Origin of the sequence: Streptomyces sp. NPDC102402 (assembly GCF_044765765.1) — a bacterium.
Lineage (GTDB): Bacteria > Actinomycetota > Actinomycetes > Streptomycetales > Streptomycetaceae > Streptomyces.
This window is the reverse complement of the sequence record NZ_JBIWKR010000018.1, coordinates 45000-71652: the sequence shown is the minus strand read 5'-3', so window position 1 is coordinate 71652 and position 26653 is coordinate 45000. Positions and strand designations below refer to the sequence as shown.

14 protein-coding genes and 1 pseudogene are annotated in these 26653 nt (G+C 67.0%); 9 read left to right on the top strand and 6 right to left on the bottom strand.

What is annotated here, in order from left to right; translation table 11 throughout:
* Positions 1-33 precede the first annotated feature (33 nt).
* The 6 genes from ACIRJR_RS32775 to ACIRJR_RS32750 all read left to right on the top strand — a co-directional run bounded on the left by ACIRJR_RS32775 (position 34) and on the right by ACIRJR_RS32750 (position 7908).
* A complete protein-coding gene (locus ACIRJR_RS32775; protein WP_403787460.1) occupies positions 34-1599 on the top strand; it encodes a glycoside hydrolase family 3 N-terminal domain-containing protein in 1566 nt (521 codons plus the stop codon).
* Positions 1590-2639 (top strand): Ldh family oxidoreductase, encoded by a 1050-nt coding sequence (locus tag ACIRJR_RS32770; protein ID WP_403787457.1) that lies wholly within the window; start codon positions 1590-1592, stop codon positions 2637-2639. The genes ACIRJR_RS32775 and ACIRJR_RS32770 overlap by 10 nt, the downstream gene beginning before the upstream one ends.
* Positions 2636-4234 (top strand): hypothetical protein, encoded by a 1599-nt coding sequence (locus tag ACIRJR_RS32765; RefSeq protein ID WP_403787454.1) that lies wholly within the window; start codon positions 2636-2638, stop codon positions 4232-4234. Before ACIRJR_RS32770 ends, ACIRJR_RS32765 begins: the two co-directional genes overlap by 4 nt.
* On the top strand, positions 4231-6360 hold the full coding sequence (locus ACIRJR_RS32760) for a hypothetical protein (RefSeq protein WP_403787451.1): 2130 nt from the start codon (positions 4231-4233) through the stop codon (positions 6358-6360). Before ACIRJR_RS32765 ends, ACIRJR_RS32760 begins: the two co-directional genes overlap by 4 nt.
* Before the next feature lie 190 nt (positions 6361-6550).
* On the top strand, positions 6551-7396 hold the full coding sequence (locus ACIRJR_RS32755) for a sugar phosphate nucleotidyltransferase (protein ID WP_403787448.1): 846 nt from the start codon (positions 6551-6553) through the stop codon (positions 7394-7396).
* A complete protein-coding gene (locus ACIRJR_RS32750; RefSeq protein ID WP_403787445.1) occupies positions 7393-7908 on the top strand; it encodes an NUDIX domain-containing protein in 516 nt (171 codons plus the stop codon). The genes ACIRJR_RS32755 and ACIRJR_RS32750 overlap by 4 nt, the downstream gene beginning before the upstream one ends.
* A gap of 452 nt (positions 7909-8360) precedes the next feature.
* Here the strand turns inward: ACIRJR_RS32750 and ACIRJR_RS32745 are convergent, their stop codons facing one another.
* A complete protein-coding gene (locus ACIRJR_RS32745) occupies positions 8361-9233 on the bottom strand; it encodes a DUF5655 domain-containing protein (protein WP_403787442.1) in 873 nt (290 codons plus the stop codon).
* A gap of 644 nt (positions 9234-9877) precedes the next feature.
* On the opposite strand from ACIRJR_RS32745, the gene ACIRJR_RS32740 reads away from it, so the two are divergent.
* The 3 genes from ACIRJR_RS32740 to ACIRJR_RS32730 all read left to right on the top strand — a co-directional run bounded on the left by ACIRJR_RS32740 (position 9878) and on the right by ACIRJR_RS32730 (position 21745).
* Complete coding sequence (locus tag ACIRJR_RS32740) at positions 9878-12835, top strand: helicase-related protein (protein ID WP_403787439.1); 2958 nt, start codon at positions 9878-9880, stop codon at positions 12833-12835.
* Entirely contained in the window at positions 12829-16674 is a 3846-nt protein-coding gene (locus ACIRJR_RS32735) for an Eco57I restriction-modification methylase domain-containing protein (protein ID WP_403787436.1), read from the top strand. The genes ACIRJR_RS32740 and ACIRJR_RS32735 overlap by 7 nt, the downstream gene beginning before the upstream one ends.
* A 136-nt stretch (positions 16675-16810) precedes the next feature.
* Positions 16811-21745 (top strand): DEAD/DEAH box helicase, encoded by a 4935-nt coding sequence (locus ACIRJR_RS32730; protein ID WP_403787433.1) that lies wholly within the window; start codon positions 16811-16813, stop codon positions 21743-21745.
* 60 nt (positions 21746-21805) lie between these two features.
* On the opposite strand, the gene ACIRJR_RS32725 is transcribed toward ACIRJR_RS32730, so the two are convergent.
* The 5 genes and pseudogenes from ACIRJR_RS32725 to ACIRJR_RS32705 all read right to left on the bottom strand — a co-directional run bounded on the left by ACIRJR_RS32725 (position 21806) and on the right by ACIRJR_RS32705 (position 25908).
* Positions 21806-22228, bottom strand: a complete 423-nt coding sequence (locus ACIRJR_RS32725) for a hypothetical protein (RefSeq protein WP_403787431.1) — start codon at positions 22226-22228, stop codon at positions 21806-21808.
* 292 nt (positions 22229-22520) lie between these two features.
* A pseudogene (locus tag ACIRJR_RS32720) lies at positions 22521-22813 on the bottom strand (transposase family protein); the annotation flags it as partial.
* Positions 22814-23341: 528 nt separating this feature from the next.
* Positions 23342-24514: a hypothetical protein gene (locus ACIRJR_RS32715; protein ID WP_403787428.1), complete on the bottom strand. Its 1173-nt coding sequence runs from the start codon at positions 24512-24514 to the stop codon at positions 23342-23344.
* Entirely contained in the window at positions 24511-25089 is a 579-nt protein-coding gene (locus ACIRJR_RS32710; protein ID WP_403787425.1) for a DUF4365 domain-containing protein, read from the bottom strand. The genes ACIRJR_RS32715 and ACIRJR_RS32710 overlap by 4 nt, the downstream gene beginning before the upstream one ends.
* A 693-nt stretch (positions 25090-25782) precedes the next feature.
* Positions 25783-25908, bottom strand: a complete 126-nt coding sequence (locus ACIRJR_RS32705; RefSeq protein ID WP_403787654.1) for a hypothetical protein — start codon at positions 25906-25908, stop codon at positions 25783-25785.
* Positions 25909-26653 lie beyond the last annotated feature (745 nt).

Here is a 26653-nt window from a genome sequence, read left to right as displayed (position 1 = left end):
CGGCAAGCGAGTGCGTGAGCGAGGAGGACTGTCATGCCCGGATACCCCGCCCGAGCGACACCGGATCTGAAGGCGTGCATCGATCTGATCGTCCGTCCCGGCCGGCATCCTCTGGCCCCTGACTTCACCGAGGCCCGGCTGGCGCGCGTGGCCGGCGCGGCGTCCGGGCGGCTCGGCAAGGACACGGTCACCAGCCCGGACGCGCTCCGCCGGGCTCTGCTCGGGGCGCAACGGTTGGTTCCGTACCCGTTGTTGGTAAGCGTGAACCAGGAGGGGGGCCGGCTCAACGCACTCGACTGGCCGCAGGTAGCGCAGCTTCCCGCCAACCTCGCTCTCGGTGCGGTCCGGGACCCGGAGGCCGCCGAGCTGGCCGGGTCGGTAGTCGCGGGCCAGCTGCGGGCTGCGGGACTGACGTGGAATCTGGCGCCGGTGTGCGATCTGGCGACGTGGCCGTCCGTGCCCGCGGTCGGAACGCGATCCTACGGCTCGGACCCGGAAGCCGTGGCCGCTATGGCGGCGGCCTACGTCCGGGGCCTGCAGGGCGGCAGAGTCGCAGCGACGGCCAAGCATTTCCCGGGACTGGGCGGGATCGCGGTGGACCCCCACCGCGATTCCCCCGTCACCGAACGGCTCCCCCACGGAGCGCTGCTGCCTTTCCGGGCTGCTGTGGAAGCCGGAGTGGCGTGTGTGATGGCAGGCAGCCACACGGTGCGGGCCCTTGATGACCGGCCCGCGCTCGCGTCGCCGCGCGTCCTTGGGCTGCTGCGAGACGATCTCGGCTTCACCGGTGTGATCGTCAGCGAGAACCTGTCGATCCCTGCGGTGCACCAGCCGTTCGGCGGACTCAGCGAAGCAGCGGTGGCAGCCGTTGCCGCCGGCGTGGACGTCGTGACGCTGGACTCCGAGGTCTCGCGCGGTCACCAGGACTTCGCCCAACGAGCGGCCGGCGTGCGGCGCCGCGCGCTCGTCACCCGGGCCCTGTGGGACGCGGTGCGTGAACACCGGGTGAGCCAGGACCGGATCGAAGAGGCCGCGGCCCGTGTGCGGGCGCTGCACCACGCCTACGGTCTCGGAGCCGACGCCGTCCTTCCGTCGTGGGTAGAGGCGAACGCGGCGGCCGAGCACGCTGCCCGGCGTATCGCGGGCCGGTCGGTGGCCGTGGTGCGCGGTCGCCGTATCCTCCCGCTCTCCTCCACCGAACCGGTGATTGCGGTGCGCGTACCGAACACCGGGGAGCGCCGGGCCGACAGTGCCCGCTGGGCACCGGATCATCTGCCCGACTCCCTTGCCGGGCACCGGCCCGTGACCTCTCTCAGCCCGGGTGCGGCCATACCGTCGGGCACTGGCACGGTCGTGGTCTACGGGTACGACGCGGGCAGCGCCGCGGCGGCCGAGACGGCCCGGTGGGTCGGTGCCGGGCGTGTGGTCGTCCAGGCCGCCCTCGGTGATCCGGACGACTTGGCCGGCTCGTCGGCCGATGTCCTGGTGGCGGCGTTCAGCCCGCACCGCTCCAGCGCCGAGTCGGTGGCGGACCTCCTGCTGGGTGGCAGGGCTCCCGGCCCTGCCGCTGTCCCCGTTGGAGGCACGGCATGGCAATAATTGTGCGCCCCGAAGAACTGACCGACTACCTGATCCGCCTGTACCTGGCGGCGGGAATGACCAGGGGCGGAGCGCGAACGGTGGCCGCCGCGCAGGTAGAGGCCGACCTCCGGGGCGTTGTCGGCCACGGCAGCAGGCTCGCTCCTGGGTATGTGGCCAAGCTGCGCTCCGGACGCCTGACAGCCCAGCCGAAGATGACCCGCCGACCGGCCGGGGCCGGCTGCCTGGTCATGGACGCGGACCGGGCACCGGGACCGCTGGCCGTGGAACACGCGGTCTCCTTCGCGGCCACCGGGGCGCGCCGCCAGGGCGTCGCGCTCGTCATCGTGCGCAACGCCGGCCACGCCGGGGCGCTCGGTGTGGGAGCCGCGCAGCTGGCCCGGCGCGGGCTGGTCGGGGTGCTGGCCGCCCAGACGTCCGGGCCGAGCGTGGCCGTACTGGGTGGCCCGGGGACAGCGCTGCTGGGCAACTCGGCGCTGGCGGTGGCCATTCCCGGTACCGACCCGCAGCGGCCGGCGCTGCTGGATATGGCCGCCGGGCCCATGTCCTGGGGCCGCCTGCACGAGCATGCCCGCACCGGTCGTCAGCTGCCCGAAGGCTGCGCGCTCGACCAAGCTGGGCAGCCGACCCGCGACCCGGCGCGGGCCGCCGTCCTACTTCCGTCCGGCGAACGGGCCCAGGCGCTGGTCATCGTGCTGGAGCTGCTGGTCGGCGCGCTGACCGGAAGCCCCGCACTGCCCTGCGGGGACGAAGGCCGGGGTCTGCTGTGCCTGGCCGTCGACCCTGCCCGTCTCGGTACCGGCGGTCAGCTCGCCGGTGCCGTCGCCGAGGTCGCCCTTGCCCTCAGCGAGCACGGCGCCCGGCTGCCCGGCGAACGCGCCGGGGCCCATTACGACCACGCCGCCACCCAGGGCATCAGCCTGGCCGAACCGGATCTGGCCGCGCTGATCGCCGCCGGCGACCCGCACGTGCACCCACCGCCCGCCTGGACCACCCGCCAGAACGACCGCACCGACAACTCCAGTGAGGTACTGCTGTGACCACGCACGCCACACCGCCCACCACCGCGGCCATGGCCCGGCTCATCGACGTCGGCCCCCAGGTCCTTCACGACCGAGGACTGCGCCCGGACGCCGCCCAGGCACTACAGAGCGCCCTGGACATCGCGGACCCGTACCCGGTGGTCACCACCGCTCGCCGCCTGTGCGACGCGGTGCTGGAACTCGCTCTCGCCGACGTCGTCGACCAGCGGCTGCTCCACGAAGTGACCGGCCGCCGCATCCCGTTGCAGGAACTGCCCTCCCGGACCTTGCGCCCGCTGACCGCCCGCCACCGACTCCGTCCGGAACAGGTAGACGCGCTGCACTTCGTGCTCCGCTGCACCTTCGCCTACCCCGGCATCGTCGGCACCCCCGACGCGCCCCTCTCGCTGAAGACCACGCTGCCCGACGGCTTCCAGCCGGTCGCCACCCCCCAGGAGATCGCCGCCACCCAGGCGATGGCCGGCCCCGACGGCCTGAACACCAGTTACATGGTGTCGCAGATGAAGGGCGGGGTCTCGGTCGACTTCGGGATCGGCTGCCCGCTGATGTGCGCCTATTGCTACCGGCGCGAGGGCGACACCGTCGACGGCTACCTCGGCTCGTGGGAACCCACCGGATTCCTGACCGCAGACCAGGCGGTCGAGCGTCTGCTCGCCCACCCCTGGTTCACCCCGCACGTCACCCCGATCGGTCTGCACATGTCCACCAGCGAGGCGTTCCTGCCCAAGCTGTGGCCCAGAACGTGGGCCGCCCTGCAGCTCCTGGACCGCCTAGGACTGACCAACCGCGTCTCCTGCATCACCAAGTACACGCTGTCCGACGAGCAGATCGCATGCCTGGAGTCCCTCGTCAACGTCGACCTCGACGTCAACGTCTGCTACGCCGCGATGCCCGAGGCGATCGAGCCGCCCAACCGCAAACGGCGTCTGGACTTCCTGCGCCGCATCCTGACGTCGGACCGGATCAACACCCTCGCCTACTACCGGCCCATCGCCGAAGGCATCAACACCACCGACGCCCACCTGCGCCACGTCTGGGAGACCTTCAGAGAGGCAGGTGCCCGCACCATAGTCCTCGGGGGCCTCAAGTTCGGTGACGACCACGTCCACTCCTTCATGTCCTACGGCCTGCCCCTGCCCAGCGGGTCCTTCACCCCGGGCAAGAAGCTGCTGACCGGCGCCACCGAGAAACGCATCATGACCGCGTTCGACGAGGTGTACGCCGATGTCCCCGCGAACGAACGGCCGGCAGTCCTCAAGCGCTCCTCCTGCGGCCGGTCGGTCGAACGCGGCAGCCACATCCCCGACTACAACGGCCACTACGACCTGCCCCGGACCAACTGCCGCCTGCACTGCCCCACCTCCCAGCACGACGTGTGCGCGGTCAGCCAGAGCCCTGACGAGGAGACCGTCCGCCAACTCCTGGCCCGCATCGACCGGGAAGGGACGCCGGTCGACATCACCCCCTCCACCGTCGTCGTCCACGCCGATCTCAGCCCGTTTGAGCGCACGTTCCTGCGCCAGAACCTCCTCCACCCCGTCCACACGGCCCGCCAGGCCGCCGAACTCGTCGCCGGAAGGCTCTCCGCATGACCACCCTCCCCGCACCGCGCACCTACCTGCCGCTGGCCCAGTCCCCGCTACTCACCGGCCGGACGAACCGTGCGGACGCCGAACTCGCCATCCGGCTGGCCCATCAGGCATTACCCGAACCGGCCACCATCCGCTCCCTCCTCAGCGTTCGCACCCCCGAGGCTGCCGACCAGATCACCGCCGCCCTGGAAGCCCGGACCGACCTGCCCCCTGCAGCACTCGCCCTGCTGGTGGCCCACCGCCCAGCGTCCAAGCCGGCCACGTCCCGGCTCAAGAACCTGCTCTTCCCCGGCCCGGCCGCTGGGTGTCACACCTTCGCCCGCACGATGGCCCAGCTCGCCCACCGCCCCGAAACGATCGACCACCTGTTCCTGGCCAGCCCCCGCTTCGCCGAAGCCGCTGCCACCGTGAACCCTCAGGCGCTGAACGACCTCCTCGCGCCCCTGCTCGCCGCCCCCGTCCTGACCGGGCCCGCCGACGCGGCCCTGGGGGCCCTCATCCAGGCCCGCAGCGCGGCGCAGATCCCGGCGAGCGACCTCGACCAGGCCGCCGCCCGCGCAAGAGAACGCACCCGGCGCAACCGGATCGGCACCGAGCTCGCCGCACGGCGCGAGGAAACGATCGCCGCTCTCGCCCAGCACACCAGCGGTCTCACCCTGGCCGCCACCCTCTGGTTCGGCGCGCTCGCCGAGGCCGCCGACACCCCGCAGAACGCCGGACGCGCCCTGGCGGTAGCCCTCCTTGCCCCGCGCACGCTCGCCGCCGACGCGGTGCCCGACTGCCCCTGGCCCGCCGTCCAGGCCCGCTGGCAGCAGCTTCGAGCCGCCGCTCGCGCCGCGAGCCGGCACCCCCAGGTCTGGTCACCGGCCTGGCAGAAGGCCGCCACCACCACAGACGGGTCCACCTGGGACCCCAGCCAACGGGCGCTGATCGCCGGCTACGACCTTCTCGCTGAGCACGTCGGCACCCACTACACCGGGGACACCGCTCCCACCCCCGAGCGGTGCTGGGCCTCCGACCCGGTAGGACGTGCCCTGCTGCACACCGTCGCGGACCACCTCACCGGCCACCTCGGGCACAGCCCGCTGCCGCACTTCGATGACGCCCTGCTCATCACCTTCGTCCAGGCCCACGCCAAGAACAGCCGGCACAAGATCCCCGGGGCCCTGCACATCCACGGCCTGATCGCCGCGCTCAAGGCAGCCCGCTCGAAAGCGGCGCTCCTCAGCCTCACCCAGACACCCGACGTCGGCATCGTCATCCCCATGCGCTCCGAAACCGGCCGGCTCGCCCCCGCCTCACCCGACAACCCCGACGGACTCGACGCCCTGGCCGCAAAGACCGCACAGCTCGCCTGGCTCCTCGAAACCCGTCCCGACGCCCGCGCGCACCTGCTGCTCATCGACGAGGCACCTGACAGCGCCTCCGCACAGGCCGCCGCGGCACTGACCGGCTCCCACCCCCGGATCAGCATCACCATCGCGCACCGAGCGGCAGTAACCAGCAGCAAGGGCGGAGCGGTGCTGTGGGGCCTCAACCAGCTGCACGCCGCCGGCCACACGACCCTCGCCTACACCGACCTCGATCTCACCTACCCCCTCGACCAGCTGGGCCTGCACCTCGAAGCGCTGACCCGCTCCGGAGCCGGGGCGGCAATCGGGTCGCGCCGTAGGCCCGACTCGCACGGCTACTACCCGCCCGCCGGCCCCACGCCGGCCACCCTGCTCTACACGCAGGCGGCCAACGAACTCCTCAGCCTGCGCGTCACCGACCCCCAGGCCGGGTTCAAGGCGTTCACCCGGACCGCCCTCGCCGCAGCCCTGCCCCAGGTCACCGATCACCGGCTGTCCTTCGACACCGACCTGCTCGGCGCCCTCCAGCACACCGGCAATCACGTCATCGAGGTCGGTATCGCCGCCCTGCACCGCTACGTGGACGGCCAGGTCGGCACGCCCCGCGACTACGACACCATGCTCGCCGCAGTCCACCAGCAGGCAGTACGCCACGGTCTCGACCCCAGCAACCGGGCCACCCCGATCTGGGACCGGATCCGCGAGGCCGGCTCCCTGACCGCCGCCGCGGCCCGTGAACCCCTCTCCATTTCGATCACACCCCCCACCCGCTGATCCAGAAGACGCACTCCGCCGAGCCGCCTCGCTCAACAGCGATGGCGGCTCGGCCAGTTGAGCGCCACCGCCACGGACTGCGGGTTCACGGAAACCATGCACGGTATGCGTAGACTGTCGCGCCTATCCCGCCCCGCCGGGCCCTGCCGGAGGACCACAGGCAGAGCCCGCACCCATCCGAAGGGCCCGCGTGAGTCGCGCCGTCATCGCCGTAGCCGGCATGGGAACCCGCTTCTTCCCCATCGCCAAATCGGTCAACAAGTGCATGCTGCCGGTACTCGACCAACCCGTCCTCGCCTACGCGGTCGCCGACTGCCTGGCAGCGGGCGTGCGCGAGATCGCGATCGTCACCTCGCAGGGCGAGGGTGGACGGCAGGTCCGCCACTACTTCACCGAAGACCACGGCATGCGGGACTACTTCGCAGCCCGCGGCTGGCAGACGAAGTACGAACCGATCGCACACCTTCACGACCAGGCGGACTTCCACTTCATCGAGCAGCCCCGCGACGGCGACCGGTACGGAACGGCCCTGCCCGCGATTCTGGCCGCCGACTTCATCGGCGACCAGGACTTCTTCCTCATCGCCGGCGACGACCTGCTCCTGCGGACCGACGGCGGATCCGACCTCGCCGACCTGGCCGCCGCCCGCGACGCCGCCGGCACCGCGGGTGCTGTCGCCGCCGCCACCGTCCCCGGCAGCGACGCTCACCGGTACGGAATCCTGAAGCCCCGAAACACGAAGGACGGTCAGCAGGTAATGGACGACCTGCTGGAAAAGCCGACCGCCTACGGCGCACCGACGGCCTACATCAACATCAGCCGCACCCTGCTTCCCGCCGAGGCCACCGCCTACTTCGAGAAGCTCACCCCGGCCGCGAACGGCGAGTACCAGGCCACCGACGCCATCACCGCCTTCGCCCGCGACCACAACGTGCTCATCCACCCCGTCACCGGCCAGTACTTCGACTGCGGCAACCCGACAGGCTGGCTGGCCGCCAACAACGCTGCCGCCCTCCAGCCGCGGACGGACTCATGACCACGACAGGCGACGTTCCGGCCATCGCGATCCGCACCTGCGCAGCCATCATCGAAAGCGACGAGATCTGCCTGATCCGCCGGGCCCGCCCCGATGGAGACCAGTACTCACTGCCGGGCGGACTCCTCCACCCGGACGAGGAAGTACCTGTCGCCCTCGCCCGCGAACTCAAGGAAGAGCTCGATCTCGATGTCACCGCCCTCCCCGACCGTCCCCGGTTGCGCTGGGCACAGGACCAGATCACGACACGCCCCGGCAGAACCGGCACGTTCCGCCGGCTCCACCTCATCCATCTTCTGGCCATCCCCCGCCACGTACGGGCCGCCCTCCCGACAACCGAGCAAGACGCCGAAGACGTCACCAGCGTGGTCTGGGTTCCCCTCGCGCAGGCCGCCCGCCGCCACCTCTACCCCGCCGTCGGCAACGCGCTCAGTGAGCTGACCGAACCCACCGACCCGCCCAGCGACGTACTGCTCCCCCCGATCACCGACCAGACGTACACCTGGCGCTGACCCAACGGTGGGAGCCGCCATACCGCGCAACAGACGCGAAGGCCGCGCCCCTTCAGCCGTCAAGGCCGTCACGCGACCGCCCCTACGGCCCGGCCCGCTGGGGCATCGCCATCCGACCTCTTGATCGCTCGGTGCAACGCCGCCAAGGCGGGTGCTCTACCTCGTGACCATCCACTCCCACGCCGCCTTCCCAGCCTGCGTAACGAAGCCGCCAACCGCGGACAGCGCGAGAAACAGGCCAGCGCGCAGGGAGAGGCGAACGAATCTTGCGTCATTCGATAGCCGCCGCCCAGCGACCGCGCAACATAGCGCGGGATCGCCGGTTAGCCAAACCGGCGATCCCGCGCATCATTGACAGTCCACCGCCACGCCCCACCCGCACGTCGAAAGGCTTCGCCCTCACGACCACAGAACGGCCACGAAGCGGCCACGACCGAGAGGCCGGCAGGCGATCACGCTGCTGCGAAGCTCGTCCGGAACAGCTCCTGTGCCCGCTCCACGTCCCGTGGGGTACGCAGCTGCACCTCTAGGTCGCCCGTCCCGTGGTGGCCCAGCCCGGACACGTCTCGGGTGAATCCCGGCACGAGGTCGACGTCCTTCGGATCGACCTTCAGATAGACCAGCACCTTGCTCCGCTGCGGCGGACACAGGCAAGCAAAGTTCCGCAGCCGCTGGTAGGCCCGGTACGTCTTGCGCTCGACACGCTTCACGCCGCCCCCGAGCCCGAGCAGCGCCTCGTCCACCGCATCCGCCAGCTTCACCATCGACGCGCCCTGAACGTCGGCCGCTGCCCGAGCGACCGCCTGTCGACGCGCCCGACGGGCCACCGGCATGCCGCCGCTCACCGACGCCACGGTCTCAAGGCCGAGCAGGTCGCCGCCGAAGAGTCGGTAGCGGACCAGGTCGATCGACCGACGGTGCTCGCGCACGGCATGCACGTCGTAGCGGGTGAAGTCGCCGGCGATACAGATCAGGCGTGGGCCGCTCCACAGGACTTGGGCTGCGGCCGTCACCCCGAGCCGGTCGCGGACCAGGTGCTCGAACTCCGCCCGGTGGTCCATCAACCACGAGAGATAGAACAGCCCCTGGTTGATGACGCCGGCGTCGACACCGCGCTTGTACTCAATGAGGACCGGCGACCCGTTCTCGTCCAACCCCAAGGAATCGATCCGGCCCCCGTGCACCGGACCGGTGCTGTACTCGCTCGCCAGGAACCGCACCCCCAGCAGCGTCTCCATGTGCGCCTCGACAAGACCCTGCACATCGGCCTCTACCTCGGCAAGACGCGGCACGACCTCGGTCATGCCGCCATTCATCATGTCCATGCGAAACAACTTCAGGCTCGACCCCTCCTCGGCTCGGAGATCATCAACGCCGAGAAGGTGCGGGTTTGTTTCCGCGAGAGGCCATGAGGACGTAAAGGAAATGTGAGAACCTACGTACGGGTCGGCCGGAGAGCACTCGCCTCCCCCAGCCACCGGGAGTCAGCGATTCCCCCATGCGTCCCCCGCCCCTCGGGGGACAGCACCCGGAAGCTGCGTTTACGCAGGTCAGCCCCCGTAGCTCAGTGGATAGAGCAGGCGCCTTCTAAGCACCTGCTCTGAGGCAGGCCGCTAACGCAGGCGAACTGGCCGTTCCGGGGACATGTTGTGTGGGCGCATTCGAGTGGGACTTCTCATGAGGTCGGTGGTCATGTCACGTCGGAATATCCGCGTTCTTTCCACCCTGGTACCGGATGGAGCGATCTCGGCGGTAGCCATGCTGACCTCGACCAACCAGGCACTAGGTTTCCGAGCAGTTCCTCACGAAGTCAATCCGCCCATCACGCTCCAGCAGCTCGTTAGGTTCCGGTCGGGGGCAGCGGCCGCCGGGGGCGGCACGACTGCGCGCAACTGGATTGGGCCGCAGCCCCGGCCGAGCCCCGGTAGCCTTCCTGTTGCTGATCAGCAAGTAGGGAGACTCCACAATCATGTACGAACGCGGGATGCGAGTCCGGCTCCGAGACCGTCTGTGGGAGGTCGAAGGGGTCCGTGGGGCAGGCAACGAGGCGTTCCTCGATTTGCGCCGTGCTGATGAGCGCCCGGGCCCGCGGCGTCTGACGGTGTTGCCGAGCCAGGAGCCGACGCTCCGTCCCGAAGCGGCGACCCGATTGCGCTTCGAGCCCGGCAACCCGATTCGACTTAACGAGCTCCATGACGCCCTCGCACTCACGATGGCCCATGGCCGCGGCGACCTACTGGCGGTTGAGCACGGTCGGATCGACGTCGAGCCTTACCAGCTGGTCCCCGTCCTGGTAGCAATGCGCCAGCCGCGTGTGCGCCTGCTCGTTGCGGACGACGTTGGTCTGGGCAAGACCATCGAGGCTGGCCTGGTGCTGATGGAACTGGCACGCCGTGGGCGTGCCGACCGCGTCCTGATCGCCTGCCCGGCCGGTCTGCAGGACCAGTGGGTCGAGGAGATGCGGTTCCGTTTCAATCTTGACTTCACCAAGGTCAACAGTAGGAAGTGGTTGGAAGTCCGCCGCGACAATCCCACTTCGGTCAGCCCGTGGACTGCCGTGCCTTACGCAGTGTCGTCCATCGATTACTTGAAGAACAATCTCACCGCGATTCAAAGCGCTCCTCCCTTCGACGTAGTGATCATGGATGAGGCGCACCATGTCGCCCGCGCGTACGCCGGGGAGGGGCGCTCCAGCGCCACCGACCGCAGCCGTCTGGCTCGTGCCCTGGCTGACCACAGCCGGGAGGTTCTGCTGCTGTCGGCCACACCTCACAACGGTTACCAGGAGTCTTTCGCTAGCCTGCTGCAGCTCCTTTCCCCGCACCTGGCCGCCGATGACGGCCGGCTGGACCCCGATCTCGTCCAGCCATATATCGTGCGCCGTCTCAAGGACGAGGTCACCCGTGGCGAGCCGCCGCAGCCGATCAGCCGCCGCCTGCCACCTCAGCCCATTGAGGTGCGTCCGACCAGCCGGGAGAAGGAGATCCACCAGCGGCTGCGCGGGCACAGCAAGCGAGTCCTGCACGCCCTGCGTGACACCGACTCCTATTACGTTCAGGCGTTTGCTTTGGAAGTGCTGCGTAAGCGGGCTCTGTCCAGCCCGTACGCGCTCTTGCAGAGCCTGCGTCGCCGGGCGGCGAACCTCGGCATCCCGCCCGTCGAGCACACTGGCCGGCATCGCATGGACGTCCTGCAGCAGTACCGAGGAGACATCGCGCTGCCCGAGGAAGACCTTCGGGCCGCCGAGGAGCTCGCGCTGGAGGGCGTGGCCGCCCACCTCCCGGAAGATGACCTGCGCGAGGAACAGCGTCTAGTCAGCAAGCTTCTGGAACAGGTCGAATCCCTCAGCCCGGGCGATGACAGTAAGCTCACCCGCTTGCAGGGCTGGCTGGAGGGCTTTCGGGCAGGACGGCGCGGCGAGCGCGTCATCCTGTTCACCGAGTACCGCGACACCCTGGACTACCTGGAGAAGAACCTAGGCCACGGCCCCCTGCTACGGGTCGACGGCACCATCCCCTTGGCCAAGCGCCGCGAGGTGCTGGAGCGCTTCTCCCGCACTCCAGGGGCGATCCTGCTGGCCACCGACGCGGCCGGCGAGGGTCTGAACCTTCAGGACGCCTGCCATGTCGTGGTCCACTACGAACTGCCCTGGAATCCCAACCGGCTGGAGCAGCGCAACGGCCGCGTCGACCGCTACGGCCAAGAGCACGTCGTCGAGATCAGCTACCTCTACCTGGCAGAGACCCGCGACGAGGAGATCCTCCAGCGGCTGCGCGACAAGCTCTCCACCATCACCAAACAGCTTGGCTCCAGCAGTGACGTGCTGGGAGTAGCGGGCCGCAGCGATGTCATCGACGGCCTTCTCGAGGACGCCTCGACCCAGGATCTGGAGGAACGCCTGGAACACGCGGTCCAGCAGGTCCGCGACTACCTCGAGCGCAGCGGCGCCCTCGTCCTGATGCAGAGCATGCAGAACGAGAAGCAGGTCGAGGACGAAACCATGGTCGCCCGGGAGCAGGCTGGCTGGCTGCTCCCGGACTTCGAAGAATTCCGGCAACTAGTGACCTCCGTGGTCCGCCAGTCCGCCGGTCAGGTCACCGGCAACGGCGACATCGTGACCATTGAGCCGGGACCGCTCCTCAAGCAGTACCCCCTCGTGCCCCAAGAGGCATTTCAAGCCACATTCAACCGCTCCGTCGCTCTGGAACCGGAACACCGCGGAATCGCGTTCCTCACCCCCGCCCACCCCCTGGTGCGCGCGATCCTCCAGCGCGTCCGTACCCGCCTGTACGACGACCGCGACGGCGGGCGAGTCGCAGTCCGACCTGTCGTCGAAGGCGGCGGTGGTTGGCTGTTCACCTACGTAGGCCGCATCACCTCTGACGACAACCGCGTCCTCGAAGAGCCTCTGGTCCCCGTCTTCGTCCCACGCACGGACGCTGGCGCCCCGGCCGCCCCCAGCCAGGACGCATCCGCCGACCTGCGCCGACTGCGACAGCGCCCCGCCCCCACCGGCAGCCTCGACCCGGTCGAAAAAGCCCGCCAGGAACTGTCCGCCGGATTCGAGTCCGCTGTCCTGTCCGGACAGCAGGAAGCTTCCCGCCGCATCGCCGAACGAGCCGACGAACTACGAGAACAATTGACCGCCGAATCCCAACGCCTCCACGCCGACCTGGACCGCTGGCACGCCGCCGAACTCGCTGAAGCCGAACGTCGCTTCGCCACCGGAGCCGGTGACACGATCCAGCTCGGTCTCTTCGCCGACACCGGACACGGCGCCTTCCACACTGTCGACGAAGCCCGTGCCGCCGTCGACGCCGAATTCGACCGACGCCGCAAGGCGCTCAGCCGCGGCTTCCAGGTCGCCGAGGTCACACCCGGCGAACCGGTGGGCTGCATCGTGTGCGTGGAGGTTCCGGCATGCTGAACATCACCGTCGCCGGCACCACCCTGTCGACGTACTACCTCTCCGACCCCGCCCTCTTCCTCCGCGAGCAGCGCGACCGCATCGGAGCCGAAGACGCCACCGATGGCATCCGCCATGCCAAGCGCGAACTGCGCCGCCTGGTCGCCGACATCGACGAGACCAGTGCCACAGGTGACACGCGCAAGCGGATACTCAGCTGGCTCTCCTGCTTCGGCTGGACCTTTCCCGGCAGCCTCCCTGCCATAGAGGAACCTGTCCTCGGCCGCACGCACGACACGAACCATGAGTCTGCGCACGGGGACCTCGTCTCCGTGCTCATCACCCCGCCTGGTCAGCACCTGGACGCATCCCCCGCCGGCCGCCGGACTGGCAAGCTGCGGCCCCAGCGCCAGGCCGAAGTGTGTGCGCGCGAGCACCGACTCCCCGCGGTCCTGCTCAGCAACGGCACCGAACTGCGGGTGATCCGCCGCGACCCGGGGCTCGGCGGCGAGGCCAGTTACCTTTCGGTCGATCTGGCCGGCCTGGCCGAACTCGGCGATGACCACGAGTGGCGCATCCTGTGGGCCTTGCTGCGCCCCGAAGCGTTCATCCCCGATGAATCGGGCGAATTCCTGTGGAAGCGCGTCGAGGACGCCAGCTCCGACGCCGCCACCGCCGTCAGCGAGAACCTCTCCGGCGGTGTCCGCAACGCCATCAGTGCCATCGCCAACGGCGCCCTGCACCACTGGCGACAGCACGACAAGTCAGTCCCTGAGCCTCGTCCCCTCTTCGCAGACGCCCTGAAGATCGCCTACCGACTTCTATTCGTCGCGTACGCCGAAGACCGCGGCCTCCTGCCCATCGGCACACCTTCGTACGACCGCGGATACTCGCTGCGCGCCCTCCGCAAAGACATCCTCACCGCCGACGCAGCCTGGGAACCCGACGGCGGCTTCCTCTGGAGCTCTCTGCGTGCTCAGTGGGCCCTGTTGCGCGACGGCATCGACGCCGGCGAACTCCAGATCACGGGCTTCAACGGCGGCCTCCTTGACCCGGCCAAATGCCAACTGCTTGACGACCCAGACCTGAGCGTTGGCGACACGTTCGTCCGAGACGCCATCGACGCTCTCTCCTGGACCGAAGTAGAACGCAGCAAGAACAAAGCCTCCGTCGGACGTCGCTCGGTCAACTACCGCGAGCTCGGCGTCGAACAGCTCGGCAGCATCTACGAGGGCTTGCTCTCATTCGAACCTCAAATCGCCGACACCCCGAAAGTTCTCGCCCGCGTTGGCCGTGGACAGTCCGCCTTGGTACAGGTGCTTGACGCCGACCGACTGCCCGAGAACGCCGAATGCATCGAGTCCTACGCCACCGGCACCTTCTACCTCTTTGAAGCCAGCGGCCAGCGCAAGGGCTCCGGCTCCTACTACACCGCACGTCCTCTTGCACACTTCGTCGTCGGCGAAACCCTCCGTCCCCTCGTCCAGGACGCGACTCCCGAGGACATCCTGAACCTGCGTATCTGTGACCCTGCCATGGGCTCCGGAGCCTTCCTCGTGCCCGCTGTACACCAATTGACCGAGGCATACGGCGAAGCCCTGGCTCGGGCAGGCGAGGCACTCGACCACAAACTCGACGATGCCGAGCGCGCCGAATACCGCCGCCTGATCGTCGAACGCTGCATCTACGGCGTGGATCTCAACCCCATGGCCGTCGAGCTCGCCAAAGTCTCTCTTTGGCTAACCACTGCAGCAGCTGGGAAGCCCCTGTCCTTCCTCGACGCTCATTTGCGCTGTGGCAACGCTGTGATCGGCGCCGGAATCGATAAATGGGATGGAGTCCCATTGCCGGCCCAGGGCGGCCGGGTCCAGCGGAAAGCCAACACCTTTGACGAGCTCCAGGACTCTCTATTCGCAGTAGAAGAACCCGATCTTTCCACTCTCGTACGGGTACGCGAGAAATTGGCACACGATCCCTCTGAGGATCGCCTGCAAGTCCGCACCAAGGAGCAGCGTTTTACACAACTCCTTGATAGCGACGACTTCACCAGGCTGCGCACAATGGGGGACTGGTGGATTGCCCCATTCTTCTACACCGAACAACTCAAGAGTAATTCGGGACAATGGCTCGCCGGACACGACAGCATCAAACACGGCGAAGACCTGCTAAGCGGACAAGCCAAAATCCTAGACCAGACCCGTACAGATATCCGCCCTTTCCATTGGGAAGTAGAATTCCCTGAGGTATTCTTCGGCACCGACGGCGAGCGACGCACTAACGCCGGATTTGACGCCATGCTCGGGAATCCGCCTTGGGAAGGCATCACCTTCAAAGCAGCCGAATTCTACGGGCGCTTTGATCCTTCATATTCCCTCTTGAAAAAACAGGCAGAGCGCAGCCTCCGGCAAAGCGAACTCGACAAGCAGCCAGAGATCGAGTCCGCCAAAACCGATGAGGAGAACAGGCTCGACGGCGTCAAGGCATTCATCAAGTCCTCCGGCGAGTACACAATGTTGTACTCGCACGGGATCGCTTTCAACTATTACCGCACCTTCCTCGAAAAGACAATCTCCCTCCTATCGCCTCAGGGACGACTCGGACTGGTCATCGATTCAGGCGTCTCGTCTGATGTATCCACAGCGGAGCATCGTCGCGAACTTCTCGATCGGTTCACCATCGACCGCTTCGTTCTATGCGATAACACTAAGGGAATTTTCCCCATTCACCGAAGTGAACAATTCCTACTGCTCGTCGCCGGCCGCGGCGGCCCCACGGACCCGCTACCCTTTGCCGCAGATGTCTCCGAAGTCGACCATCTACTCGACCTGGAGGCCCGAGGTCTACCAATTTCACGCGCAACACTTGAAGCACTTGATCCTGAATCGCTTGCTGTTCCAGATGTCAGAGATCCCGCCCTGCTGGAGCTAATGGAGGCGATCTACAAGGACCGCCCGCTTTTCCTTGACAATATGCCTGCGGGCGGATGGAAAATTGAGTGGGGGCGCGAATTCAACATCTCCGACGATCGCGCCCATTTTTCTCCTGATGGCGCCGGAATGCCAATGCGGGACGGAAAAGACATCCACCAATACGTCCACGATTTTGCGGAACCGATCAATCGACTCAAGGAAGAGGTCGGCGAAGCTGCGCTAGTAGGTCGGGCCCGGAAGCGCGCAAAGATGAAGGATGTTCGATCTAGGCATCGCTCCCAGGGGGAAGGGTTCTTGCGCACCGCGGGCCCTCGACAGGGAACACTTGAAATTCCTGCCGACTCTTACCGCCCATGCCTGCGCAAGAAAGCACGTGCAGGCGATGAACGCACCTTGATTTCTGCAATCGTGCCTCCGGGAACAGCAGTAACCGAGATGCACTTCTTCTACCGTTCCGCGTTCGATCACGCGACGAACGGTTACCGTACGTGCTTGGACTCGAAAGCGATGGTGTTCATCGTTGCACTGCTGAACAGCCTGACACTGGATTTCATCGTCAGGAGAAAAGTGTCAAGCACTGTCAGCAAAGCAATCATGTCCACCCTCCCTGTGCCTGACGTCCCCCTTGGCCAAGGAGACGGCGCTGAAGTAGTTCGTGTATCCGGGCGCCTCACATGCCGTACCCCGGAGTTCCGTGAGCTAGCAGAAGCGCTCGGCGTGGAATGCGCCCCGCTAGCCAAAGATGAGGAGTGCAGCCTCCGAGCGGAACTAGATGCCCGGGTAGCCCGTCTCTACGGATTGTCGGCAGCGCAGCTGGAGTTGATCTTGACCGACTTCCGGCAGAGCGCTGACACAGTGGGGAGCCCTGTGCGGCCTGGCGAGGAGTACAAGCAGCTTGTGCGGGATCACTTCGCGCGCCTGGCTGGCTGATCTTCGCCGTCGGTGCAGGCGGCGTTGTCAGTGATCCGCACTACGCTCCATGTTCGAGTGCATACATGGGCCTCTCCTAGCGGCAGGTCCACGTATGCAGTCGAGTGACTAACAACGCGCGTAGGAGGAGCACGGGATGAACCCGCTGGAGTTGGCCGACCGGTTGCGTGAGGACTATCGGCGGTTCACCTGGACCACCTACCCGATTGCCGATCCCGGCCTGCGCTCCCGCCTGGAGCGGATGGTCGATGAGGATTCCCTGCTGTGGAACGGCCCGTACCTGTCCGTGCAGCCGCGCTATCGGCTGGACGCGACGCTCGCCGAGCTCGCTGCCCGCGTCGGCCTGCCGACGGAGATCACCGGGGCGTTCCCACGGGTGGAGCAGTTGTTCACCCACCAGGTCACGGCGATCGCTCGGATCCGCCAGGGCCAGAACACCCTGGTGGCCACAGGTACTGGCTCGGGTAAGACCGAGTCTTTCCTGATCCCGGTCATCGCGCACGCCTTCGACAACCGGCACCGGCCCGGAGTTAAGGCCATCGCCCTTTACCCGATGAACGCGCTGGTCAACGACCAAGAGGACCGCGTGCAGGACGCCTGCGAGAAGCTCGGCCTGACCTACGGCGTGTACACAGGGGCCACTCCGCAGCACGAGCGGACGCGGATGCAGGAGATGCCGCCGGACATCCTGCTCACCAACTACTCCATGCTGGAGTACATCCTCACGCGCCGGGATGACCGGGAACTGTTCCGCAACGGCGTGCTGCGCCATCTGATCCTGGACGAGATCCACACCTACCAGGGGGCGCTGGGCACCGAGATCGCCGGCTTGGTACGACGGCTTCGCGGCCACGTCGATGACGATGGCCTGGTGTGCGTAGGATTGTCCGCGACCGTGAGCGCCGGGGGCGATCACGATGTGGACCTGCGGCGCACTGCGGAGTTCGCCAGCAGCCTGTTCGCCGCTGCGTTCGACGTGGACGCCATCGTTGAAGAGACGGCCATTCCGCAGCCGGAACCGGACCGCAGCGCGATCGGCCCAGCTCCTGATCGTGATCTGCTGCGGCGCGCCCTGGCCGACGGCGGGGACACTCAGCGTCTACAGGCGGCGCTCGGTGACCCGCAGGCCAGCCCGGTGCTGGACCTGCTGCGCGCGCATCTGGCACACCCCAGCACGGTCGACGAACTCGTGGAAACCCTAGCGAGCCTTCCACAGCGCGTAGGAGCCGACCGGGATGCCTTGGAGGATGAGGTTGCCGGATGGCTGCTGTTGGGCGCCGACACCCACACCGCGGCGGGCCCGCCCGTCCTTGAGGCCAAGGTCCACCTGTTCCTGCGCAGCCTGCCCACCCCCGTACGCTGCGTCGGCGAGGCCGAGCACCTGCTGCTGGACGGTGCAACCGTCTGCCCCCATGCGGACTGCGGCGCGCAGGCCACGACGTCGCTGGGCGTATGCCTGGGCTGCGGCCAGGACTACGACCTGGAACGCGATGATCCCCACGGCCCGGTCACCCGCTACGTCGCCCGCCGCCTTACGGCCGAGGACCCCCTGGAGCTGCCGCGCACAGGCAATCGGAACTGGTACCCAGCGCGTCGGTGCACGCGCTGCGGCAAGGACGGCAACGGTGCAACCTGCCTTGGCTGCGGCACCGCCACTCGCGAGGTTTCCGTCGCCGTCCCCGAGCCCGAACGTCCACTGACACGCTGCCTGGTCTGCGGCTACCAGCGATCGTCGCACGGCGCCGTGCAGGAATTCACCGCCCGCACTGCCGCGGCCGTCACCGCCGCCGCGTTCAGCCTGCACACTGGACTGGCGGCACAGAGCGACGACGAGATGTTGCGTCGGCTTCTGATCTTCGCCGACTCGCGGCAGGACACAGCCTTCCAGGCCGGCTATCTGCGCGACCGTGCCCGCGCCGTACAGGTGCGCCACCTCATCGTGGACAGCGTCACCGGCCGCGTGCGTGCCGGAGATTCCGCCGCGAGTTTCAACAGCCTTGTCGAGGATGTCTTCCGGCGCGGTCAGGAGTCCGGGCTCTACGAGGATCCGGCGGGCAAGGACGCCCGTCGGCGCGCCCTGCGTGTGTGTGAATGGGACCTGCTGGGCGAGATCGCTAGCGATGAACGGCGCCCCCCGACGCTGGAACGCCTGGGCCTGATCACGGTCGGCTACCCGGGCCTGGAGACCCTCAGCGACGAAGCGCTCAAGTCGATCACCGACATCCTCGGCGGCGACACGACGGCGGCCCGGTGGCTGCTGGCGCGCATGCTCGACCTGGTCCGCACCCGTGGCGGACTCGGCCACGATCTGCTCAACAAGCGCCTGGACGCGAAGACTGAAGCCGAACTCATCGACGCCGGCGCCACCATGGGCATGGGTCACACTGTCACCGGCTACGGGGAGACCACCATCACGGTGGCCGGAGCCAACCCCTTGTCCTTGGGTTACAGGGGTGCCGCCGCCCGCCTGGTGAAGACTGCGTTCCCGCTGGTGACCAACTCCGACACCCGCGAGCGCGGTGTACGCATGGCCGTGGATCTCTTGGCCGAGCACGATCTCCTTGCCAGCACACAGGTCGGCACCGGCCGGTCCCGGATTCAGCTGCGTCAGGTCCCGCCCCAGGCCATGGAGGTGCGGCCCGCCTCGGACACGATGTACCGGTGCGGCGCGTGCCGTGCCGTGCAGCCCGGCCCCTCACCGCAGAGCAAGTGCGCCACCTTCAACTGCAAGGGCACCATGGCTCCCTGGCAGGGCGATCCGGACGACCATGAGCGGGTGCTGGCCGCCAGCGACGCGCCCCTCATCGTCAAGGCCGAGGAACACTCTGGCCAGGTGCCGCTGGAGAACCGGGAAGACATAGAGGAACGGTTCAAGGACGGCGGCCTCAACCTGCTGGTGTGCACGATGACGCTGGAACTGGGCGTGGACCTCGGCCAGCTCCTCGCCGTCATCTTGCGCAACGTGCCGCCGCGCCCGAGCAATTACGCCCAGCGCGCTGGCCGCGCCGGCCGCCGCGAGGAACGGGTCGCGCTGATCGTCACCTTCGCCGGAGGCATGCCGCACGACAGTTACTACTACGCCCGCCCCGTTGAGATGATCCGCGGTGCCATCCGCCCGCCTGCCTTTCTGCTGGACAACCAGCGCGTCCTGCAGCGCCATGCCCGTGCGATGGCGCTTGAACTGTGTGGCCAGAACCTTCCTCAGTGGATGCGTGGCCTGGTCACCGAAGACGCGGACGGACAGCTGCAGGGCATCGACGAGGTCAAGACCGCCCTCGCTGAGGGGCGGGATCGCATCTCAGCCCGGATTCATGCGGCCTTCCGCTTCGGCCTGGCTCCGGATGACCTTCCCTGGCTCACCGAAGACTGGGCCCGCATGGTGGTCGACAACTGGATCACGGACCTCAACGAGGCCGTCGGGTCCTACCGGCTCCGGCAGAAGAGCCTGCTGGAGGAATGGACCCAGGCGACGAGCAAGCCGGGCAACAAGGAAGCCTCCCGCGCCGTCAGCAGCATCAGTGCCAGCCTGGAAGCCATGCGCAGCGGTGACCGCATCCGCGCATATGTGCTCTCCTATCTCAGCAACGTCGGGTTCCTGCCCTCCTACGCCTTCCCGACCGACACCACCACGCTTTCCCTACAGCGTGAGACGGCCGAACTGTCCCAGGACTCCGTTCAGGCGCTCAAGGACTACGCCCCCGGCCAGCTCGTCTACGCGCGCGGCGACAAGTGGCTCGTCGACCAGGTCGACTTCCGTCGTGCCAACCTCGTCAACGCCGACGGCGTCGGCGCGCTGGACTCCATCAACCTTTGCAACCGCTGCGACACCGTCAACGATTTCACCAGTGCGCACTGCCTGTCCTGCGACAGTGACGACATGACCCCCCAGCACAGCGTCCCGATGCGGGCGATGCGTGCCTCTCGCCGTCAGCGGATCTCGGCCGACGAAGAACACCGGTCCCGTTCTCCCTTCGAGGTCACACACCACCTCGGCGCCCCCAACACCTCCGAGACATACCTGTTCGAGCGCGACGGACTCGTGCTGCAGTGGGAGCGCGGCGCAGAGCTGACCATCCTGAACCGCGGCCGCATTGCCCGAAACCAGAGCAACAGCGAGCGGTTCATCGTGTGCACCAGCTGCGGACTGTGGTTCGACGCGATCCCTGGCCCTGACCCCACCCGCGCCCAGCGGGATCGCCAGAAGTTCCACGACACGATCTGTACCAACCACCAGCTCGTCCCCAGCATCCTGCAAGTCGAGCGGCGCGTGGACTGCCTGCAGGTCCTCCCCGACTTGGAAGCCCTGGACATCCGCCCGGACAACCTGGAGGAATTCCTCGCCAGCACCCGCGCCGCCCTGGACCTGGGCTGCCGCGTCATCCTCCAGGCCGGCGACGACGAAGTGGCCGGCTTCGACTGGCCCCGACCCGACCCGAACAGCGAAGACGCCACCTTCCGCCTCGCCGTCTTGTACGAAGAGGTCCCCGGCGGCGCTGGCTACCTGCGTCAGCTCGCCGCCCGGTTCGGTGAAGTCGCCGCCGCCCTCGTCCCGGTCCTCGACGGCTGTTCCTGCGAGCGCTCCTGCTACGCCTGCCTGCGCTCCTATGGGAACCAGCGCGAAGAGGACCTGCTCGACCGCCGCATCGCCGCCGATTTCCTGCGCCGCTTCGTCAATGCGCCGGATGTCGATGGCCGCCGGGTGCCCAGCTACGCCGATGCCTTCCACGGCCGCCCCCGCTCCGCCATCGAACGGCGCCTCGCCATCGCCTTGATGACGGCAGGAGTCCCGCATGGCGTGGCGCAGTACGCGTGGGGTGACCGCGGATCCACCGACGGCACGCCCCGTCCGGTCACTATCGCCGACTTCGCCTGGCCGGATCAGAAGGTCGCTGTCTTCTGTGACGGCTGGCAGCACCATCACACCGCCGAACGTCAGGCATCCGACAAGGTCAAGCGCGACACCATGCGCGCTCAGGGCTGGACTGTCCTGTCTTTCTGGGGCGGTCAGATCGTCCGCGACGCCGAGCGGTGTGCTCAGAATGTCTTGGCGCATCTGGCTACCGAAGCCTGACCGAGGTACCTGTTTCCGGGGAGGCCACCCCCGCCGGCGGCCTCCCCGGAAGCATCCGGTTTACGGGTGTCGGGGCGTAGGCCAGTAGGCGGCGAGAACCAGCGGAACGTTCTCTCCGACGGCCTCTGCCAGGCCCAGGGCCAGAGCCAAGTCATCGAGAACACGTGCTACCGGCTTGACGATTGTTCGGGTGACGGACGTTCGCTCGCCAAAACCATGGGCATAGTGCGGATACCCATCGGAGCCGAACTTGGCATCGATGACCCATTTAACCTCCCCCTGCAAACGCGATAGGAAATATGTGACGGGTGCATCCCTGTCAACGGTATTGAGTTCGAGCTTGGTATAGAGGCCGACCACGTGTCCCAGCACACTGCGCCCCTCTCTCTGAGTCATGAGCAACACCGTCACCCGCCATATTCTTGCGTCGGCGTCCTCACCGAGGATCACATCGTGGTGCGCGGAAGTTGGCATTTCAGGCAAGCAGTCTCCATCGTGGAATTTTCAGAAGGCGCCGCATGTGCGATCGACGGGGCTTCACGGTGTCGTACCTTGACATGGTTCGCCTAGGATTCCAACGCGTAATAGCCTCAATGTCATCTGCCTGCAGCGAACTTGAGGTTCAGTTACTCGATGCGGCTTCGCCATAACCGAGAGCAGCACCAATGCCGAGTGGGAAGCTGCTGGCGCAACGATCGATAAGCTCAAGCCGCGAGGAGCCCCTCGAGGAGGGGGCATTCCGCTGTACGCGCAGTACGCCCTGGCAGCCTCTGCCGAGCAGAACATATTGCGGTTCGCTCTCGCACAGGACCTTCAGCAGACCCGGCGACCGGTCCGCGAGGAGGTCGATGACTGTGGTGTAGGCGTGGGCGGCGCCCGACCGATATACCGAAACCAGTGGCGATCTGGGCCAGGGTGTCCTGCTCGCGCAGGTACAACCAGAGCGACCAACGCCCGTTGGTGCGGCAGAAGCTTGCAGCGGCGGTCACCCTTACGGGTGACGATGAGCATGGAGAGCCACTCGACCAGCGCATGAGGCAGGTCGAGTGCGGCAGAATATGGGACCAACGAGGCACCTGCGCTGACGAGTTGGTATGTCGAACACCTCCCCAAACGGCACGAGAGCCTTGTCCGTTGCGCACCCCCACCACGCACCGGCGCCGACGGCGATGTTGCGGATGCCGGCGGGCGGAGGGCTCCGATCGCGAGGTTTCTGCAGGTCGCCATCGCCTGGGGTGCGTTCCCGGTCCGCAACTGGGAAGCGTCCTCGGTGAAGGGAACGTCTTAGACGTGGTGAAGGGCCTCGACCGCCCAGTGCCCCGCGGACCAGTTGGGCGAGCCGGGCGGGTGGGCCGCCAACACGGCCGCCGCGAGCACATGAGCGACATCATCCAAGCAATCGCGGGACTGCTCTCCCACCAGCAAACCGCAACGATCGGCTGCAGTAGGCAAATATGAACACGCCGGTGAGTCCACGGCTTCGACGCGCCACCGCCAACCATGCACGGGCTCGCAAGCCGTCAGATCGCCACGTCCGGGGCGGGGCGAGCCAATGCGCGAGCCAGTCTCCCGCTCCGGGGAACGAGAGCCCAACCTCTAACCCTCCACGTTTCCAGACTGATGTTGCAGGAAGCTGGGGTCGACTTCAATGTCTCCGGTAAGACGCCATGAGCGGCGCTCATAGGCCAAGTCCCCAGTCACGGTGAAGGGGAGCTTCTGACGGTAAGCCTTAATGGCCCATTCGTGATCTTCGCCGGAGAGGTTGGAGTGGACAAGCCGCTGTTTACCGTTCACGTCGGCGGTCAGGACCACCGATGCGATCTCTTCCCCGCCAGCCGGTGCGTTTTCACGACTCAGTGTCTTGACGAAGCCACGCAGTGTCACTCGCCGAGGCGGTTCCTCTTGGCGGATGAGCCGCTCCCTGACACGTGGGAGTTCGGACATCACGTCGCGGTCAAAGCTCACCGTTGCCAGCCCAACATCCGGTCGAGGCTCGGCAGCTGCCCACTCGAAGGACAGATCGACTTGCCGTAGGTGATCGGCTTGCGTGAGGTCTTCGATCGACTCGACGAGGTTGGCGCTGACCCCTTGGCCCGCAGGGTCGTCGAGGACGCTTGCATCCCATTCCTGGGTTAGCCGCCGCGTAGTCTCCAAGCCGCGCGCCAGGGTTTCCATGACCCTCCGGGAGAATGGCTTGATCACGTTCATGTCTGAGCTATCGGGTGGTGCGGGATCACCCAATCGGGTGACGACCGTGAAGACGAAGCTTCCCCGCTTGGTGTGGGCGAGCCGGACGTCATCCTCGAGGAAGTCGCTCACGCTCGCCGGCCGGCGGCCGCGCTGTGGGTGGCTGGGGTCAGCCGCCGTTGTCGCGGCGGCCCGCATCATCCGCAGAAGGGCCTGGAGAGACTTTTCGGCCTGACTGAACGGAATGGTGCCGTCGATCATGTTCTGATCCAGCCGGACAAAGAACAGGTCCGCGCGCGTGGCGATGATCTGTTCGTAGAGCCTGACGGCATCTAGTGCGTGAATGTGCCCAAGGGAGATGAGTGCATCACGGAATCGCTGGGTGAAGTCGGTGTAGTCAGTCGCGAGAGGAAGCATGATGCGTCCCTTGTCACCATCGGGACCGGGAAGACGCCAGACTTCTTTCACGTGGGGCAGCTGCGCTTCCAGCTGCCAGCTGTGCGCCGCCAGGAACTGTGCCACGGCGGGGGGGGTGAGGTTGGCTGCAGCATCGGCGTAGTCGTCGAGCGTTGAGGTGCTCACCGCGGACCCTCCTCGATGTCGCCGATGGCCTTCATGATGCCAAGAAGCTGCTCCCCGACGAAGAGATTACCGCGAGGTAGGTGAACCGTTTTCGTGCCAGCCCCCGCATCCGCTTGAGGGAAGGTCTCTGCGGCCTCCCAGTACATACGCCCTTCCGCGATCAAGCGATCTTCGTTCACCGTTACCCAACCTGCAGCGTCCTCAGGGAGCAGAAGCACTCCCAGATACGCACGAATGTAACGCTTTGGCCTCGTCAGCTTGCGGTACGGCTTGGCCTTCATGGGCCAAGCCATGTGCGTTTCGTTCAGGTACCTGCGTTGGGTCGTCGCCTTCAACTGCAGCTCGAATTCCACACCGCAGTAGCGCATGTAGTCAGCCGACGAAGTGAGGGTGAGATCAACACCCTCATAGTCAGTGTCGTGCGTCTTCACGGCGCACCCCGCCGCGTAGGTGACCAGGCGGGTGAATGCGAGGCTGATGTTCTCCTGCCGTGCGGTCATCGGCAGCTGTCCATCCACGAGGTCTCGCTCGTCGCTCATCCGCGCATCAACTTCGTCATCGTCTGCTGCATCCACTGTAAGGAGCCCCCTCCCCGTCGGCAGACGCCGAATGTAGCTCCTAGCCTGGTTGCCCGCTAGGCGGAAGCGGACATGGTCACCGAAAAGTGTCACACTCACGGATCTGCCCCTCCGGCGGCATCCTGGCCGGGACCACTCGCCTGCGCGCCCCTCCCCTCTAGCGTGCACGTGGATGCGCACAATCGCCCGTCTGATGACCCATCAGAACGAGCGTCAAGATGCCTCGCCGAGCGTCACTTTAGCGTCAAGATATCGCCCGTGACGCCCACACCGCACATATCGCACACCATCCAAACCCGCAGGTCAGGCAGCCTTTGCGATGGGTTCAAGGATCGCGACGCACTTCACGTGGTGCGTCATCGGAAAGACGTCGGCTTCCCACTGAGGGGTCGAGCTTGAGCCCTACTCAAGCAGAGCCAGGCTCACGCCTGGCGCTCATCCGCTCGACGCCAGGCTCCTGCCCCGCCCTCGCAGGCAGTGACTCAACGTACTCTTGGCAGCGAATCCGGTGGCACGAGGTCCTGTGCCACCGCGCCCGCCGCAACGGCACTTCCCGGGGAGGATCTGGGGAGTCTCGACGGTCTTGGGGAGCGCGTGGGGAGAATCGACCGCGTAACGCAGCACGATCCCGAAAGAGCTGAAAGACTTATCCGTGCAGGTCAGGGGTGGGTACAGCCGCATCGGTGCAGGTCAGCGCCACCCGGTAGACAACTTCATGACGTACGTACCGAGGTCGTCGGCCTCGACGATCCCGGGGAGAGAGCCACCCTCACGCAGGGGGGTGACATAGCGGGTCGCGATGACTTCAGGAAGCATTCCGCCAGATTATATGGGGATGCGGCCTTTGAATTAACGGAGAGCCGGGTTTCGCCGCCCGACCGCTCGGAGCCTGTACCGGCCCTGGGGAGTCCGAGCCCGAACCCACTCGCCGGATGCCTCAGGTCAGCGGCGTACCGATCGCGGCTCGACCTCTGTCCCCCCGCTTCCGGCACGAGAGGAGCGTAGCGGTCCAACGTGATCGTCCGAGACGAAGGACCGAGCCACCGCGACAAGGTCACCAAACCCGCCAGACTCCAGCAGCACCGGAGCATAGGTGTGTCGGAGCGCATGAGAGCCGTCCTTCGGCGCTGCCACCCACTGCAACGTCCCCGCGCCTGATGCCTGAGGCGGGATGACGCCCGGCCTTCCCGAAGGCCGGCTTACAGGTGCAGGTGGTCCAGGTGCTCACCACCACGGCATTCTGCCGGCTGCTTGCGAGGAGCGGGATGCCGGGAGGGACCCGGTGCATGTGGTCCTTCAGCTCTTCAGCGACGGATGCGGGCAGTCCACGGAACGGGACCTGCCCCTCCGGAGGAGCGAGGTACAGCTTCGCCGGCAGAGACCGCACCGAGCTACCTGACCGGACCGAATCACGCACCGACCAACCTCAACGAAGAATCTTGGAGGAGCCGAACGCACTACGGCCCTCAAGAGGTGCGTCATCGAACTTGTGCACGACATTGCCGCCCCAGCCGTTCTGCCGGGTCACTTCCGATCGGCGACACCACCCCTTGACGCAGCC

What these genes read in the sequence shown, in the direction of transcription:
- ACIRJR_RS32775 (WP_403787460.1), top strand. Translation starts at nt 34, where the DNA reads ATGCCCGGATACCCCGCCCGAGCGACACCGGATCTGAAGGCGTGCATC.
- ACIRJR_RS32760 (WP_403787451.1), top strand. Translation starts at nt 4,231, where the DNA reads ATGACCACCCTCCCCGCACCGCGCACCTACCTGCCGCTGGCCCAGTCC.
- ACIRJR_RS32750 (WP_403787445.1), top strand. Translation starts at nt 7,393, where the DNA reads ATGACCACGACAGGCGACGTTCCGGCCATCGCGATCCGCACCTGCGCA.
- ACIRJR_RS32730 (WP_403787433.1), top strand. Translation starts at nt 16,811, where the DNA reads ATGAACCCGCTGGAGTTGGCCGACCGGTTGCGTGAGGACTATCGGCGG.
- ACIRJR_RS32735 (WP_403787436.1), top strand. Translation starts at nt 12,829, where the DNA reads ATGCTGAACATCACCGTCGCCGGCACCACCCTGTCGACGTACTACCTC.
- ACIRJR_RS32745 (WP_403787442.1), bottom strand. Translation starts at nt 9,233, where the DNA reads ATGGACATGATGAATGGCGGCATGACCGAGGTCGTGCCGCGTCTTGCC.
- ACIRJR_RS32740 (WP_403787439.1), top strand. Translation starts at nt 9,878, where the DNA reads ATGTACGAACGCGGGATGCGAGTCCGGCTCCGAGACCGTCTGTGGGAG.
- ACIRJR_RS32770 (WP_403787457.1), top strand. Translation starts at nt 1,590, where the DNA reads ATGGCAATAATTGTGCGCCCCGAAGAACTGACCGACTACCTGATCCGC.
- ACIRJR_RS32705 (WP_403787654.1), bottom strand. Translation starts at nt 25,908, where the DNA reads ATGCTTCCTGAAGTCATCGCGACCCGCTATGTCACCCCCCTGCGTGAG.